Origin of the sequence: Bradyrhizobium sp. 41S5 (assembly GCF_011516665.3) — a bacterium.
GTDB classification, from domain to species: Bacteria; Pseudomonadota; Alphaproteobacteria; order Rhizobiales; family Xanthobacteraceae; genus Bradyrhizobium; species Bradyrhizobium quebecense.
Map to the genome: position 1 here is coordinate 3,894,471 of NZ_CP083721.1, position 13,766 is coordinate 3,908,236.

Annotated in this window: 18 protein-coding genes; 10 read left to right on the top strand and 8 right to left on the bottom strand. The window is 64.0% G+C overall.

Translation table 11 applies throughout. The annotated features are described in order from the left end of the window. Positions 1-77 precede the first annotated feature (77 nt). Complete coding sequence (locus tag HAP47_RS18505; RefSeq protein WP_173643253.1) at positions 78-1,169, bottom strand: hypothetical protein; 1,092 nt, start codon at positions 1,167-1,169, stop codon at positions 78-80. Between the two features lie 284 nt (positions 1,170-1,453). Here HAP47_RS18505 and HAP47_RS18510 point away from each other — a divergent pair, with 284 nt between their 5' ends. Then, positions 1,454-2,158, top strand: coding sequence for a hypothetical protein (locus HAP47_RS18510; RefSeq protein ID WP_173643254.1), 705 nt, complete (start codon positions 1,454-1,456; stop codon positions 2,156-2,158). Positions 2,159-2,191: 33 nt separating this feature from the next. Here HAP47_RS18510 and HAP47_RS18515 read toward each other — a convergent pair whose 3' ends face one another. Beyond that, complete coding sequence (locus HAP47_RS18515) at positions 2,192-2,635, bottom strand: DMT family transporter (RefSeq protein WP_173643255.1); 444 nt, start codon at positions 2,633-2,635, stop codon at positions 2,192-2,194. A 160-nt stretch (positions 2,636-2,795) separates the two neighbouring features. Between HAP47_RS18515 and HAP47_RS18520 the strand changes: the two genes are divergently transcribed. Then, complete coding sequence (locus HAP47_RS18520) at positions 2,796-4,418, top strand: ABC-F family ATP-binding cassette domain-containing protein (RefSeq protein WP_173643256.1); 1,623 nt, start codon at positions 2,796-2,798, stop codon at positions 4,416-4,418. A 1-nt stretch (position 4,419) separates the two neighbouring features. On the opposite strand, the gene HAP47_RS18525 is transcribed toward HAP47_RS18520, so the two are convergent. Then, positions 4,420-5,052: a DapH/DapD/GlmU-related protein gene (locus HAP47_RS18525; protein ID WP_173643257.1), complete on the bottom strand. Its 633-nt coding sequence runs from the start codon at positions 5,050-5,052 to the stop codon at positions 4,420-4,422. Positions 5,053-5,418: 366 nt separating this feature from the next. Here HAP47_RS18525 and HAP47_RS18530 point away from each other — a divergent pair, with 366 nt between their 5' ends. Both HAP47_RS18530 and HAP47_RS18535 read left to right on the top strand, forming a co-directional pair. Beyond that, positions 5,419-5,715: an HU family DNA-binding protein gene (locus HAP47_RS18530; protein WP_092113589.1), complete on the top strand. Its 297-nt coding sequence runs from the start codon at positions 5,419-5,421 to the stop codon at positions 5,713-5,715. A 129-nt stretch (positions 5,716-5,844) separates the two neighbouring features. Beyond that, positions 5,845-6,720, top strand: a complete 876-nt coding sequence (locus tag HAP47_RS18535) for an MBL fold metallo-hydrolase (RefSeq protein ID WP_173643258.1) — start codon at positions 5,845-5,847, stop codon at positions 6,718-6,720. A gap of 24 nt (positions 6,721-6,744) precedes the next feature. Here the strand turns inward: HAP47_RS18535 and HAP47_RS18540 are convergent, their stop codons facing one another. Genes HAP47_RS18540 through HAP47_RS18550 form a run of 3 tightly spaced genes read right to left on the bottom strand, consistent with a single transcriptional unit; the run spans position 6,745 to position 8,400 of the window. Continuing rightward, positions 6,745-6,936: a hypothetical protein gene (locus HAP47_RS18540; RefSeq protein WP_231168926.1), complete on the bottom strand. Its 192-nt coding sequence runs from the start codon at positions 6,934-6,936 to the stop codon at positions 6,745-6,747. 10 nt (positions 6,937-6,946) lie between these two features. After that, complete coding sequence (locus HAP47_RS18545; RefSeq protein WP_173643260.1) at positions 6,947-7,282, bottom strand: PilZ domain-containing protein; 336 nt, start codon at positions 7,280-7,282, stop codon at positions 6,947-6,949. A gap of 8 nt (positions 7,283-7,290) precedes the next feature. Further along, on the bottom strand, positions 7,291-8,400 hold the full coding sequence (locus HAP47_RS18550; RefSeq protein WP_173643261.1) for a DUF2336 domain-containing protein: 1,110 nt from the start codon (positions 8,398-8,400) through the stop codon (positions 7,291-7,293). Between HAP47_RS18550 and HAP47_RS18555 the strand changes: the two genes are divergently transcribed. The 3 genes from HAP47_RS18555 to HAP47_RS18565 all read left to right on the top strand — a co-directional run bounded on the left by HAP47_RS18555 (position 8,390) and on the right by HAP47_RS18565 (position 9,998). After that, entirely contained in the window at positions 8,390-8,752 is a 363-nt protein-coding gene (locus tag HAP47_RS18555) for a hypothetical protein (RefSeq protein WP_173643262.1), read from the top strand. The two genes, HAP47_RS18550 and HAP47_RS18555, sit on opposite strands and share 11 nt — an antisense overlap. Continuing rightward, positions 8,712-9,683: an AraC family transcriptional regulator gene (locus HAP47_RS18560; RefSeq protein WP_231168927.1), complete on the top strand. Its 972-nt coding sequence runs from the start codon at positions 8,712-8,714 to the stop codon at positions 9,681-9,683. Before HAP47_RS18555 ends, HAP47_RS18560 begins: the two co-directional genes overlap by 41 nt. A gap of 120 nt (positions 9,684-9,803) precedes the next feature. After that, positions 9,804-9,998: a hypothetical protein gene (locus HAP47_RS18565; RefSeq protein WP_371821789.1), complete on the top strand. Its 195-nt coding sequence runs from the start codon at positions 9,804-9,806 to the stop codon at positions 9,996-9,998. A gap of 103 nt (positions 9,999-10,101) precedes the next feature. Here HAP47_RS18565 and HAP47_RS18570 read toward each other — a convergent pair whose 3' ends face one another. After that, the gene (locus HAP47_RS18570; RefSeq protein ID WP_173643264.1) at positions 10,102-10,350 is read right to left on the bottom strand and encodes a hypothetical protein; all 249 of its coding nucleotides are present in this window, start codon (positions 10,348-10,350) and stop codon (positions 10,102-10,104) included. A gap of 150 nt (positions 10,351-10,500) precedes the next feature. Between HAP47_RS18570 and HAP47_RS18575 the strand changes: the two genes are divergently transcribed. From HAP47_RS18575 to HAP47_RS18585, 3 genes are all read left to right on the top strand, one after another. Continuing rightward, a complete protein-coding gene (locus tag HAP47_RS18575; RefSeq protein ID WP_173643265.1) occupies positions 10,501-11,178 on the top strand; it encodes a nitroreductase in 678 nt (225 codons plus the stop codon). Between the two features lie 39 nt (positions 11,179-11,217). Further along, complete coding sequence (locus HAP47_RS18580) at positions 11,218-11,433, top strand: hypothetical protein (protein ID WP_173643266.1); 216 nt, start codon at positions 11,218-11,220, stop codon at positions 11,431-11,433. Between the two features lie 139 nt (positions 11,434-11,572). Then, positions 11,573-12,736 carry an acyl-CoA dehydrogenase family protein gene (locus HAP47_RS18585; RefSeq protein WP_173643267.1) on the top strand — a complete coding sequence of 388 codons (1,164 nt, stop codon included), beginning with the start codon at positions 11,573-11,575 and terminating at the stop codon, positions 12,734-12,736. Here HAP47_RS18585 and HAP47_RS18590 read toward each other — a convergent pair. Next, positions 12,733-13,734: a zinc-dependent alcohol dehydrogenase family protein gene (locus HAP47_RS18590; protein WP_173643268.1), complete on the bottom strand. Its 1,002-nt coding sequence runs from the start codon at positions 13,732-13,734 to the stop codon at positions 12,733-12,735. The two genes, HAP47_RS18585 and HAP47_RS18590, sit on opposite strands and share 4 nt — an antisense overlap. Positions 13,735-13,766: the final 32 nt, after the last annotated feature.

Below are 13,766 nucleotides of genomic sequence, written 5' to 3' on the forward strand. Positions count from 1 at the left end.
CGCTGCAGTGTTGCGGCAAAGCGAGCGCAATCGCAATGCCGCAATAGGTCGTAGCCTTCTCACTTGCAGATCTGGCCTCACTTGAGGTCGGCGATGGTGGCCGGTCCCGGACCCGGGGTGATCAGGGTCGGCCATTGCTTGGAACCGAACGGCACCAGCGGCGGCAGGAAGGTCGTCATGCCGCGTTTCTTGGTCTCGGCGATGATCGCCTCGCGCGCGTCGCCGCCCATGAGTTCATAGTCCATCAAATGGTAGCTGCCGAAGAACAGCGCGCCCACCGAGCGGTCGGCGATGATCCGGGTCAGCGACTCCAGCATGTCCGACGGCGTGGTGGTGAAGGAGATCGTCTCGATCAGCATCAGGCGGCTGTTGATGGCGTCAGGCCCGAAGAACTGCGCCAGCACGCTGAAGATCACGTTGTTCTGCCGCGCGACGTAGATCGTGTTGCTCGCGCCATAGGTCTTGTCCCAGTCGGCGCCGAGCTGGGTCTTCCAGTCGGCCATGACGGTCATCCAGTGCGCGACCTGGGTCTGCGCGGCCCAGGCGACGTTCCTGGCGAGCAGCGGCGCCTGCTTCTTGCCGAAAGCTTCGAGCGTCGCGAAGGGGATCGCGCCGGCGGTGAGGCATTCATCCATGAAGGCGATGTTGTTCTTGAGGATGGCGCGGTTGTTGTCGCGCCAGTCCGCCTGCATTGGCGCGGCGTCGAGCCCGTCGAGCGCCGATTGCATCCGGCTGCGATAGGCTAGCATCGAGCCGCGCCACGCCTTGTCGTCGGGATTGTTGACATAGGGGCCGACCACCTCAGCCAGCGCCATCGTGCTGTGGCCGACCGATTTGAGCAGCTGATAGACGACCGGCACCTGCGGCGCTTCGGTCGGCGGCTTGCCCGGCCGGTACAGGATCAGGCGGCCGCCAGCACCGGAGAACAGGCCGAGGATCACCGGATGCTTGTCGAGGATGTTCTTCTGGAAGATCCGCGCCGCATCGCCATAGAGCTCGAACATGCCAGTGTTGAGCGCAAGCACGTCCTTGGTCGCGACATCGGCCGGCGTGGAGGCGGTCTTGCCCGCGATCGGCGCCATGTAGTCGGGCAGCGATTGGGCCAGCGCCGCGCTACCGCTGCCGAGCAGCAATGCCAGCGCGGCGGCCAGGCGAAAGCGATTGATCATCTGATGCTCCTCGAAGCCTCGCGCCAACGTCGCGGCCGGGTGTCGCCGCGCGACCATTGATGGGATGCGCAAATGCTTGGACGCAATGAACTGGAGAGTAGAGAAGTGAGAGGCCCCCGCGCGACGCAGCACAACGCGGGCGATGCCTACAGCTAAGCGACGAATCACCTGGTGTCCACAGCCGGACATTGCGGGACTTGCCCTGCGCCAAAAGACCCAATGGTGCGGGCTTTGGCCCGGTGCTATCTCGCGAACAGAATCAATTTTATTTATTGGAATTTTACGTGCTCAACGGACTTTACAAGGTCGAGTACGGCATCAACGGCGCATTCTGCCGCAGCATCATGTGCTTGCACGACGGCAAGATGATGGGAGGCAATTCAGGCTTCGCCCATCTCGGTACCTATCGGGTGACGAATGGCGAGATCGCCGGCGACGTGATCACCGAGCGTCACAATGACGATCCCAGCTTCAAGCCGCTGATGGGCGCCGACGTCGCCGCCATCAAGATCCGCGGCCGAACCGAAGGCTCGACCATCCTGCTCGAGGGGCGGGCGGACGCGATGCCTGACGGCGTGTTCTGGGCGAATTTGGCGCCGCTCGACGATGAGGCCCTGCCGCCGCGAGGGGAGGTCGGGCAAGGTGGCATCGTCAACGGGCTCTATTCCATCCATCTCCGCGCGCTCGACGGCGTCGATGCCGGCCTCACCGGGGTGATGCTGCTGATGGACGGCCGCATCCTCGGCGGCGATGCGTTCTTCTATTATCTCGGCTCGTATTCGTCCGCGAATGGCCGCTGGCGCGGCGAGATCGTCAACCAGGAGCATACGTCGGCGAAGGGCGAGTACCCGGTGTTCGGCGGCTACGAGGTCGGTATCGGTTTCGCGGGGAGCTGCTGCGAGGACGGCGCTGAGCTTGAACGCATCGCTCTCGCCGGCAAGCGCAGCCTTCGCCTGTCGGCCATCTTGCGGTTGATGCGCCGCGCGTAGAGCACGCTCAAACAAGGCAGGCTGGACTCGCTCTCAATCCTTGATCAGGAGCACGCCGCCGATGATCAGCGCGATGCCGGCCAGTCGTGAAATCGATACCGGATGCTGCGCCAGCCCGAACACGCCGAAATGGTCCATCGCGATGCCCGCGGTCATCTGACCCGCGACCACCAGCGCCAGCAAGGTTGCGGCGCCGAGCGACGGCAGCAGCAGGATCATCAACAGGATGAAGACGCCGCCGAGGATGCCGCCGCTCCAGGCCCACCATGGCACAGCCGATACCAGTTTCCAGGACGGCACCGGCTCCCGCGTCGCGACCAGCACGACCGCCATTGTCACGAGACCGCCGAGATAGCTGATGAGCCCGGCCCAAGCCGGCGAGTTCAGGGCGGACCGGAGATTGCCGTTCAGGACCTGTTGAACAGCCACGGCGATGCCGGCGCCGAGCGCGAGCAGATAGAGAAACCAGACTTGCATGTGACGCCCCAGAACCGATCGCTGAAGTATTTCATGTCATATTCGATCGGCAACGTTCGTGGCATGCGTAAAGCACGGCGCGAAACCCTAAGGATTGGGCTTCCACCCACGTCCCAGATCGAATAAGAGGCCGCAAACCCTCAGTTCCCAGTATTTGAGCATGATCCGCCTCGATAACGTCTCCAAGCAAGTCGGCCACCAGATCCTCTTCATCGAAGCCTCCGCGGCGCTCCAGAAGGGCGAGAAGATCGGCCTTGTCGGCCCGAACGGCGCCGGCAAGACCACGCTGTTCCGGATGATCTCGGGCCGGGAAATCCCCGACGAGGGCCAGGTCTCGCTCGATCGCGGCATCTCGATTGGCTATTTCAGCCAGGATGTCGGCGAAATGTCCGGCCGCAGCGCAGTCGCCGAGGTGATGGATGGGGCAGGCCCCGTCAGCGTCGTGGCAGCCGAGCTCAGGGAACTCGAGGCCGCGATGGCCGACCCCGACAAGGCCGATGAGATGGACGACATCATCGCACGCTATGGCGAGGTCCAGCACCAGTTCGAGGAGCTCGATGGCTACGCGCTCGACGGCCGCGCACGCGAGGCGCTGTCCGGTCTCGGCTTCAGCCAGGAGATGATGGACGGCGACGTCGGCAAACTCTCCGGCGGCTGGAAGATGCGCGTCGCGCTCGCGCGTATTCTTCTGATGCGTCCCGACGTCATGCTGCTCGACGAGCCGAGCAACCATCTCGATCTTGAAAGCCTGATCTGGCTGGAGCAGTTTCTGAAGGGCTATGAGGGCGCGCTGCTGATGACCTCGCATGATCGCGAGTTCATCAACCGCATCATCAACAAGGTGGTCGAGATCGACGGCGGCCAGCTCACCACCTATTCCGGCAATTACGAGTTCTACGAACAGCAGCGCGCGCTCTCCGACAAGCAGCAGCAGGCCCAGTTCGAGCGGCAGCAGGCGATGCTCGCCAAGGAGATCAAGTTCATCGAGCGTTTCAAGGCGCGCGCCTCGCACGCAGCTCAAGTGCAGAGCCGGGTCAAGAAGCTGGACAAGATCGAGCGGGTCGAGCCGCCGCGGCGGCGCCAGACCGTGGCGTTCGAATTCCAGCCGGCGCCGCGTTCGGGCGAGGACGTCGTCAGCCTGAAGAACGTCCACAAGGCCTACGGCAGCAAGCGCATCTATGACGGGCTCGACTTCATGATCCGCCGCAAGGAGCGCTGGTGCGTGATGGGCATCAACGGCGCCGGCAAGTCGACGCTGCTGAAGCTGGTTGCCGGTTCAACCGAGCCCGACGACGGCGCGGTCGCGGTCGGCGGCAGCGTCAAGATGGGCTATTTCGCCCAGCACGCGATGGACCTGCTCGACGGCGAGCGCACCGTGTTCCAGTCGCTGGAGGACGCATTTCCGCAAGCCGGGCAGGGCTCGTTGCGCGCGCTCGCCGGCTGCTTCGGCTTCTCGGGCGACGATGTCGAGAAGAAGTGCCGGGTGCTCTCGGGCGGCGAGAAGGCCCGGCTCGTCATGGCCAAGATGCTGTTCGATCCGCCGAACTTCCTGGTGCTGGACGAGCCGACCAACCATCTCGATCTCGCCACCAAGGAAATGCTGATATCAGCCCTCTCGGAGTTCGAGGGCACCATGCTGTTCGTGTCCCACGACCGGCACTTCCTTGCCGCGCTCTCCAACCGCGTGCTCGAGCTGACGCCTGACGGCATCCACCAATATGGCGGCGGCTACACCGAATACGTCGCCCGCACCGGGCAGGAAGCGCCGGGGTTGCGGAGTTAGCTCACGTTTTCCACCGCGCGCAGAACGCCTCGACGTCGCCGGACTGGAATTCGCCCAAGCGCTCCCAGATGGTTTCGGGAGGCCAGTTCCACCAGGCGATCTGCGACAGCTCGGCCGCGATCTTGCGGTTAAACCGCTCCTTGATCGGCCGGGCCGGCACGCCGCCAACGATGGTGTAGGGCGCGACATCGCGCGAGACCACTGCACCGGCCGCGAGCACCGCGCCGTCTCCGACGGTGACGCCGGGCAGCACGATCACGCCATGGCCGATCCAGACGTCATTGCCGATCACGACGCGGTCGGCGCGCCGATCGTTGAAGAAGCCATGATCGCGCTCGGCGGAGGCCGAGTAGTATTCAGGGCAGTAAGTGAAGCGGTGCTGCGAGGGGCGCTCGACCGGATGATTGGGCGCGCCGATCCGAACCTGGGCTGCGATCGCGCAGAACCGGCCGATCTGTGCGTCGGCGACGATGCAGCCGCTGCCGAGGTAGGAATAATCGCCGAGCTCGGTGTATTCGATCGCGGTGTCGCCGAGGACTTCGCAGCAACGGCCGACCTTGACCTCCCGCAGCTTGACCGTCGGCTCGATGACGGTTTCGGCAAGCTTGGGGCGGGTTGGGGTCGATTCAGTCATATGATTGTCCTCGATCGGGCAATTCGCGCGGTGTGGTATCTATCACGGCGAGCGGGCAAGGCGATGGTGGTTCGCAGTTTGCTGCCGCGGCCTGGTTCTTGAACTCGTCGACAACGGCAATCGCCTTGTTGAGCAAGTCCGCGCGTGGAATCAAGGCGCTAACCGGGTCGAGAAATATACACTGCAGATTGTTACGCTATCGAAGGTATTGCGATTCGGATGCTTGCGTTTCAGGCCTCGATAGGTTCTAAGCCCGGTGGCTTCATGACCGTTGGCATGAACAAGAAGTGCGCTGCGTGGCTCTACCACATTCTGGACAGAGTTACATCGTAGCTCGCGCGCCCCCCAAATTCCGAGGATTTCAGCATGGCCAAGATGACGAAGAATCAATTGATCGACGCGATCGCCGAGGGCACGCAGATATCGAAGAACGACGTGAGGACCGTCATCGAGCATATGGCGACTGTCGGCTACAAGGAGCTGAACGAATCCGGCGAGTTCGTCATTCCTGGCTTTGTGAAAATGTCTGTCGTGCATAAGCCTGCGACGGAAGCTCGCAGCGGTGTAAATCCTTTCACGAAAGAGCCGATGGAATTTGCAGCGAAGCCGGCCAGCAAGTCGGTCAAGGCGTCACCCCTCAAGGTCGCCAAGGACGCTGTTTAAAGACTACGGTTTGCGGCAAGCCACGCGCGCAAGCAATGCAACGGCGCATGGCCTGCCGCGCTGTGTCCGGCTTGTCCGGCCCAGCATCGCCCGCTACGCTTCCCAAAAAAATAGCGGGAGCGAAGCGGCATGAAGCAGATCAGGATCGGCGACATCACGATCGACGCAGTGATCGAGCGGGAGGGGCCGTGGCGGCGGCCGCAGGATTTCTTCCCGGCCTATGACGAGGCCGTGTTCAAGCATCACCTGAAGACGATAGAGCCGGAGGTCTTCGATGCCGCGCGCGGCATGATGGTGATCACCTATCAGACCTTCGTGGTGCGGACGCCGCGCTACACCATCCTGGTCGACACTTGCACCGGCGAGGACAAGGGACACCCGCCGCCGTTCGATTTCCCGGGCAAGGAGCGCTGGCGCAACGAACTGTTCGCGCTCGGCATCTCCTATGAGCAGATCGACTACCTGTTCTGCACCCATCTGCATATCGATCACACCGGCTGGAACACCACGCTGCGCGACGGCCGCTGGGTGCCGACCTTCCCGAACGCGAAATATGTCTTCCACAAGGGCGAGTATGCCGCCTGGGAGGTCGAGAACGCCAAGGGCGCCAATCCGCCCGGCACGGTGTTTCGCGACAATTGCCTGCCGATCGTCGAGGCCGGGCAGGCACTGCTGGTCGACGACGACTATGCGCTCGACGATACGGTCACGCTGACGCCGACGCCGGGACACTCGCCCTGTCATTGCTGCGTCAACATCTTCTCGAAGGGGCAGCGCGCCGTGGTCGCCGGCGACCTGATGCACCACGCGATCCAGTGCCGCGAACCGGACTGGTCGGCCAAGCCCGATTGGGACCCGAAGCAATCGGCGGTCTCGCGGCGAAAGTTCTTTGCCTCCGTTGCCGGGACCGACACGCTGATCCTGCCGATCCATTTTCCGGCCCCCACGGTCGGCCTGATCAGGGCGGACGGCGACCGCTTCGACTATCGCTTCAAGCGCGAGTAGGCGGCGCGGGCGTTCGAGGCAATGTCAGCCGGACCGCGCCGCGCTGGTCCGGCGCGGAACCTGGGTCAGAAACCGTTCGAGATCGCTGCAGAGGCGATGGGCGAGCTCCTCGTCGATCTCGAACGTCGCGACGCTACCGGAACAGTCGATTGCGATGGTGCCGCGCAATGGTGCGGCGGAGACCGCGGATACCGCGATGCTTGTTGCTCTCTGCATGGTCATGTCGTCAACTTCCCCTCGGGCCGGTTGCCGCCAATCCTGATCTCGGAATGACGGCACGTCCCTTTCGCTTTCGTTCTTCGATGAATCGCACGCCGATCTCGGTGCCGTCGACACGAACCAGTTCGCAGCGGCGGAATGCCAGTCCGCGCGAGGACAAGACCAGGAAGAACTCCTGGGCCTTCAGCACATCAAGCGTTCCATCGACCTCGAGCCGGGCACCGCTTTGCGAGACGTCGAGCAGGATGCAGCTCCGCCGCCACGTGCCGTCGACCCCCATGAGATTGACGGGATGGCGCGTCTCAAGCTTGACGCGCTCCGCCCTGCGGTCACCATACGTCATTGCGCCACTCACACTGCCTGAAGGGGTTTCGCAGCCAGCTCGCTTAGCGTCCCAAACCGGATCATGCGCTGCGCGTTTGAGAGCGGCAGTGCCTCGAACATCTTCCGAGCTTGCTCGAGCTGATCCGGTGGGACCCTGGACCCGGCCGTCCGGTAGCTCACGATGGTGGCCGCCGTATTCCAGTTCAGCCGCGATGCGCGGCAGGCGATCACGAGCCCGCTGATGTCGGCGGCTTCCATCAGCGGCGCGATCGTCTCGATCGGAACGGTCGCGAGTTGCGCCAGCGCCGCGACGACGTTGTGGACTTCCTGTCGGATTGCGAAGCGGTTGACGCTGGAATCGTTCAGCTGTCCGGAATTGTTGAGGGCCATCACCGTGGCCCGCGCCTCCGCATAGTCGATCGTGGCTGGTGGGCTTGCGGAGGCGCGGGCTGCGCCGGCATCGATCGCGGCGCGGATCGCGTGCTGGATCTCGGCGCGCGCGTTCTTGAGCAGCCGGGCTTGCTGGCGCGGCGTGGATCGCACCACGAGGTCGGCAAGAATGCGGTGAGGCAGGTCCTTGCGCGAGATCAACGCGGCTGCGATGTCCTCGTCGCGCTCGGCGGCATCGACCATCATGGCAAGGCCTGCGCTGGTCATGTCCGCGCCGGGATTGCCTGCGAGAGCGCGAAGCACATTGCTGTCGCCGCGCATCAGCAGAATGTCCGTGAGCTCCTGGTTGACGGCCTTGCGTCCGGCGATGGCGCAGAGGTGTCCCTCGGCCCGCATCCAGGCAATGTCGATCAGATCGGCGTCCGGAATGCATTCGCATTTTCGCAGGATCGGAGCGGCGACATCGGCGTCGTCATGGTTGGCCAGGCGACGGACGAGCTCCCGCGGCACCAGGCGCAAGTCGGCGAGCGAGCGGCTGAGCGTGGTCAGGGTGCGCAGCTCGACGCTCTCGGTCAGACGGATCAGGATGTCGTCGAACAGCTTGACCTGATGCTCGCTGAGGCGGTGAGCGTCGTCGAGAAACAGCCCGGCCACCTCCTGCAGCATGCGCGTGCGGAGGTCTGGGGAACCGGCTCTCAAGACGTGGTCGAGCTTGGCAATAAGATCGGGCGAGGCAATGGCTGTCATTGCGGTCCCTAAAATGTTCCGCGACGGGGAACATCATCGTTCCCAACGTCAATCTGCTCCCCGAATCTTTAATAGGGGTATAGAAATTGATGTGGAGGCTGATCCCAACGGTGGATATCCCGGCAAACACTATCGAAATTCGGCAGCAGCGCTATTTTTCCAGATTGTCCGGTTCAACCAACGGACCGCATTTTTGCTGATTGAGCTCATTGGACGATTCGTACTTTGTGCACGGAATTTATCAATGCGGCTGGCGCGCTGTGCGCGGCGCCGCGTGCAAATTTTAGAGACCATTTCACAGGAGCAGTCATTTGACGGCGCCATTGCTGGTGCCGAGAGTCTTTCGTTTTGACGATGTTGATGCATTCCGGAGTTCGATCCGAGGTCTGGATGTTGATTTCACGCCACTTGCGCGGAAGATTTCGGCCGAGCAGGTCATCCTGAGTTTGCCGGGATGCGAGCTCAACTACACGCAGTCCTTTCCGCGGATCGTCGACGCGCAGCTTGCGCGGCAGACCACCGCGGTCGGTTTCACGATGGATGACGGCGTTCCGATGCGGTTCAACGGCGTCGAGCGCGATCGTGCGGTGATCGTGCTCGGCGGCGGCGGCGCGTTCTACACCTCCGTGGAGGAGACGCCCCGCCAATATGCCTCGATCATGTTCACGCCCGAGATTGTCGACCGCGGCTGGCCGAGTGCCGGGCTCCATTTCAGCATTCACGAGATCTCTCAACGCGCGCAGGATCGGCTGCGCGAAGTCGTGAGACAGGTTCTGCTCGTCACGTCAGACCAGGTCACGATTGCGGAGTTCGCGACGGGCGCGTCGATCAAGGAGACACTGCTCGCCGCAATCGACAACGCGTTCGCCGAGATCGTGCCGGCCAAGTGGGCGACGAGGGCCAACACGACGCGCCAGTTCAAGGTCTTCAATGACGCGCGCGCCATTCTGGCCGGCGACGTGGCTCACCCGATCTACAGCGGCGAACTCGCCCGGCAGATCGGCGTGTCGGTGCGCACGCTGCATGACGCGATCCAGCGCTACCGAGGCGTCAGCCTGCATCGCTATCTGCGGCTGCGCCGGCTCTGGCTGGTGCGCCAGCAGCTGCTCGCCGGTGCGCCCAGCGTCAAGGCTTGTGCGCTGGCCTACGGGTTCTGGCACCTCAGCGATTTTTCGCGGAGCTATCGGTCGCAGTTCGGGGAAGCGCCATCGGAGACGCTGGCGGCCTCGCGCCGCACTGGCGTCGTGCCCACCGATCCGTCTGGCGGCAGACACGATTCGTAACAGTACGCTGAACGGAATCTTTACGGCCGCCGAGGAATCTGTTGGTACGATTCCACCAGAGGCGGGCTGATGCATCCCCGACGATTTGCGCGTGTTCGTCCGACAGGATGTGTATCCAGCGTGGTCAAGCTCCAGCTCGAACCGAAGGGGCCACTGATCGAATGCCGGCTGGTGGACTATTCCGCCGGCGGAGTCTGCCTGGAATTCTCCAAGCCCGTCCAGTTGCCCGAACGTTTCGAAATGTTTCACGGCAACACCCGGAAGCGTTGCCGGCGGGTCTGGAGCAAGGGCGTCCGGGTCGGCGTCTCGTTCTGAGGACACCGATCAACAGCGGTTCGGGCCGCGCCCTGCGCGACCCGATTGAGTCCCGATGAAGTCTGTCCCGATTGAGGCGGCTAAATAGGCGCCGCCGAGAGGCTCAGGCGCCGCTCTGGCACTTCTTCATGAACGAGCTCTTGGCCGCGCCGGCGAGCTTCTTGCCGTCGGAGCCGACCGCCTTGGTCTCGCAGGTATCCATCGTGCACTTCTTCATGAACGAGGTCTTGGCCGCGCCGGCCAGCGGCTTGCCGTCCTTGCCGACGGCCTTCGTCTCGCAGGAGGCGTCCTGTGCAAATGCCGAACCGGCGGCAAAGGTCGCGATCACCGCCGCCAAGAAAATCCGCTTCATCTGGGTTCTCCCTAAACCAAACCAGTGGCCGGATTGGATATCGGATTCTTGGCCCGATCAAGTTCCCACAGCCGAATTTGTCTATAAAATACCCGGATTGCCGTGAGAAATTTCCGTGTGCAGCGCGGAACAAAATGGGGGAAACGCGGAATGGAATTCGAGACGCTGGTACAGACACGCAAAAGCGTGCGCGGGTTCAAGAAGCAGCCGGTGTCCCGGGCGACCGTCGAGGGGATCATCGAGGTGGCCAAGCGCGCGCCGTCCTCGATGAACACCCAGCCCTGGCACGTCCATGTCCTGACCGGGGCGCCGCTCGAGGAAGTGCGCCGCCGCAACATGGAGGAGATGATCGCTGGCGCCAAGGCCAAGCGCGACATCATCAGCCACGGCGAGTACCAGGGTGTGCACCGCGGCCGCCAGGTCGACATCGCCAAGAAGCTGTTCGGTGCCATGGGGATTGCCCGCGACGACAAGCCGATGCGGCAGGATTGGGTGCTGCGCGGCTTCCGCCAGTTCGACGCCCCGGTCTCGCTGGTCCTGGCCTATGACAGGATCCTCGATCCCGGCGCGGTCTGCCATTTCGACCTCGGCGCGCTCTGCTACGGCATCGTGCTGGCAGCCTGGGATCGCGGCCTCGGCAGCGTGATCAACGGCCAGGGCATCATGCGCTCCGACATCGTGCGCGAGGTCGCCAACATCCCGGAAGAGCAGGTGATCATGACCTGCGTCGCGATGGGCTATCCCGATGACAGCTTCGCCGCCAATGCGGTGCGGTCGGACCGCGAGGCCAACAGCGATTTCGTCCGCTACGTCGGCTTTGCCGACTAGAAAGGCTGCGACCAGTGCGGACCGGCGGCAGCAAAACTCGTGACGCGGTTGTCGGACGCGTTCGCGAAATCCGGCGGCAAGCTTTCGCTGGTTCGAGCGGCTGCATTCGGCAGCGACGGTCACATGCTGTTCAGCGAGAACGGATCGGCGATCTCGGCACCGATCGTCGATCGCTTGCTTGCGGCCAACAATCTCGTGCTGCGCGATCGGCTGCTCGACGCGCCTGAGCGTCCGGCGCAATTGCGCACGCGCTGACCGCGCCGCGGGATATTGAATTCCGCACCATGAAACCCTCGCGCGACAGTGAGCGTGCGCGCGCGTTTCCGCTATTTGTGTCGACAAAAAATGCGCTACTGGTTTTGTGAAGCGAAACAGCACAGGCGAGGAATCTCAGATGAGCGATGACGAACAGACAGCCATGATCCGCGAGACCGTCGCGAGATTCGTCGATCGCGAACTCATCCCGCTCGAGCCGCAATATCTGAAATCGAAATTGCCCGGCAGCGATCATCCCGAGCTCACCTCGGAGCAGCGCAAGCGGCTGCGCGATGTCTCGAAGGAACTCGGCCTCTGGGGCCTCGATGCGCCCGAGGATCTCGGCGGCCACGATTTGCCGACGCGCACGATGGCCGCGGTGCATGAAGAGCTCGGCCGCAGTTGCGTGCCGTTCGTGCTGCCGCCGGACTCGCCGAACCTGCGCATGCTGCAGGCCGTCGGCACCGACGCGCAGAAGAAGAAATATCTGCAGCCCTATATCGAGGGCCGGATGGCGTCGGCGATCGCGATCTCCGAGCCCGGCGCCGGCGGCGATCCCGCGGGCATGAAGACGCGAGCGGTGCTCGAAGGCGAGCAGTGGGTGCTGAACGGCCGCAAGATCTGGATCAGCAATGCGCGCACCGCCGACTTCATCATCGTGATGGCGCGCGTCGGCAGCGACCAGCGCCAGGGCGGCATCACCTCCTTCATCGTCGAGAAGGGCACGGCGGGCTTCATCATCGAGCGCGAGATCCCGATGGTCGGCGGCGGCTCGACCTATGAGATCGTGTTCGAGGACTGCCGCATCCCGAAGGACTCGGTGCTGGGCGAGGTCGGCAAGGGCTACGCGCCGATGCAGTTGCGCCTGCGCACGCGGCGGCTCGAGATGGGATCGACCTGCGTCGGCATCACCAAGCGTGCGCTCGACATGATGTGCGAGCACGCCAAGCAGCGCGAGACGTTCGGCGTCAAGCTCGCCGAGCGCCAGGCGATCCAGTGGTGGATCGCCGACATCTCCACGCGCATGCATGCCTGCCGGCTGATGGTGCGCGAGGCCGCCGACAAGACCGATCGCGGCGAGGACATCCGCCACGAGGCCTCGATGATCAAGGTGTTCGCGACCGAGATGGCCTATGACGCCTGCGACCACGCCATGCAGACGCTCGGCGCGCTCGGCGTGACGCTGGAATTGCCGCTGAACGCGCTCTGGCAGAAGGCCCGCCTGATGCGGGTGTACGAAGGCCCGAGCGAGGTCCATCGCCAGGCGATCGCCCGCCGCGTGCTCGGCCTGCGCGGCGGTTAAGTCGCGACGTCCACCACCACCTTGCCGGTCGCGGTCCGGTCCCGGATCGCGGCATGCGCCTCGGCGATCGCCGCCAGCGTGAAATGGCGCGGATCGAGGCGCGGCGCGACCTTGCCGCTCTCGACCAGTCGCGTCGCCTCGCGCAGGATCTCGCCGTGATGCGCGCGGCCTTCGCCGGTCAAAAGCGGCAGCAGCGTGAACACGCCGGAGTACGTTGCGGCACGAAAGGACAGCGGCGCCAGCGCGTGCGTGCCCCAGCCGAGCGCGCTGACGACATGGCCGAAGCGCCGCACCGCATTGAAGGAGGCGTCGAGCGTCGCGCCGCCGACGGTGTCGAACACGATGTCGAAGCCGCGGCCTTGCGTGTGGTGGGCGACGTAATCCGCGACGGTCTCGCTGGCGTAGTCGATCGGCGTCGCGCCGAGACGCTCGATGAGGGGCACGCTGTTCGCCGAACCGGTGGCATAGACGTCGGCGCCAGAGGCACGCGCGATCTGGATCGCGACATGGCCGACGCCGCCGGCGCCGCCGTGGACGAGCACTTTCTGGCCGGCGGTCACATGCGCACGATCGACCAGACCTTCCCACGCGGTGATGAAGATCAGGGGCAGCGCCGCCGCTTCGCGCATGGTGAGATTGGCAGGCTTCGGCGCCAGCAGATCGGCATGGACGGCGGCGTAGTCCGCAAGCGAGCCTTGCAAGCCGCCGACGCCGCCGGTCATGCCGTAGACCTCGTCACCCCTGCGGAAGGCCGTGACATTGGCACCGACGGCCTCGACCACGCCGCTGAGATCGATCCCGAGGATGGCTGGCAGCGGCTGCCGCGCATGCACGGCCTGACCGGCGGCGACCTTGAGGTCGAGTGGATTGACGCCGCTGGCCTTGATGCGGACCAGCACCTGCCCTGGACTTGCCTGTGGCCGCACGATGTCGGTCAGGCGAAAAGGCTTGGCGGGTGCGTCGAGTATCGCGGCCTGCATCGAGGATTGGTCGGTCATGTCGGGCTCCTTGGTTGCACCTAATCTGACGA

Bases quoted from the DNA above. Each gene is read 5' to 3' on its own strand.
- HAP47_RS18530 (WP_092113589.1), top strand. From the start codon at position 5,419: ATGGCCAAGATGACGAAGAATCAATTGATCGACGCGATCGCCGAGGGC.
- HAP47_RS18535 (WP_173643258.1), top strand. From the start codon at position 5,845: ATGAAGCAGATCAGGATCGGCGACATCACGATCGACGCAGTGATCGAG.
- HAP47_RS18520 (WP_173643256.1), top strand. From the start codon at position 2,796: ATGATCCGCCTCGATAACGTCTCCAAGCAAGTCGGCCACCAGATCCTC.
- HAP47_RS18550 (WP_173643261.1), bottom strand. From the start codon at position 8,400: ATGACAGCCATTGCCTCGCCCGATCTTATTGCCAAGCTCGACCACGTC.
- HAP47_RS18540 (WP_231168926.1), bottom strand. From the start codon at position 6,936: ATGCAGAGAGCAACAAGCATCGCGGTATCCGCGGTCTCCGCCGCACCA.
- HAP47_RS18590 (WP_173643268.1), bottom strand. From the start codon at position 13,734: ATGACCGACCAATCCTCGATGCAGGCCGCGATACTCGACGCACCCGCC.
- HAP47_RS18555 (WP_173643262.1), top strand. From the start codon at position 8,390: ATGGCTGTCATTGCGGTCCCTAAAATGTTCCGCGACGGGGAACATCAT.
- HAP47_RS18525 (WP_173643257.1), bottom strand. From the start codon at position 5,052: ATGACTGAATCGACCCCAACCCGCCCCAAGCTTGCCGAAACCGTCATC.
- HAP47_RS18515 (WP_173643255.1), bottom strand. From the start codon at position 2,635: ATGCAAGTCTGGTTTCTCTATCTGCTCGCGCTCGGCGCCGGCATCGCC.
- HAP47_RS18585 (WP_173643267.1), top strand. From the start codon at position 11,573: ATGAGCGATGACGAACAGACAGCCATGATCCGCGAGACCGTCGCGAGA.
- HAP47_RS18575 (WP_173643265.1), top strand. From the start codon at position 10,501: ATGGAATTCGAGACGCTGGTACAGACACGCAAAAGCGTGCGCGGGTTC.
- HAP47_RS18505 (WP_173643253.1), bottom strand. From the start codon at position 1,169: ATGATCAATCGCTTTCGCCTGGCCGCCGCGCTGGCATTGCTGCTCGGC.
- HAP47_RS18570 (WP_173643264.1), bottom strand. From the start codon at position 10,350: ATGAAGCGGATTTTCTTGGCGGCGGTGATCGCGACCTTTGCCGCCGGT.
- HAP47_RS18545 (WP_173643260.1), bottom strand. From the start codon at position 7,282: ATGACGTATGGTGACCGCAGGGCGGAGCGCGTCAAGCTTGAGACGCGC.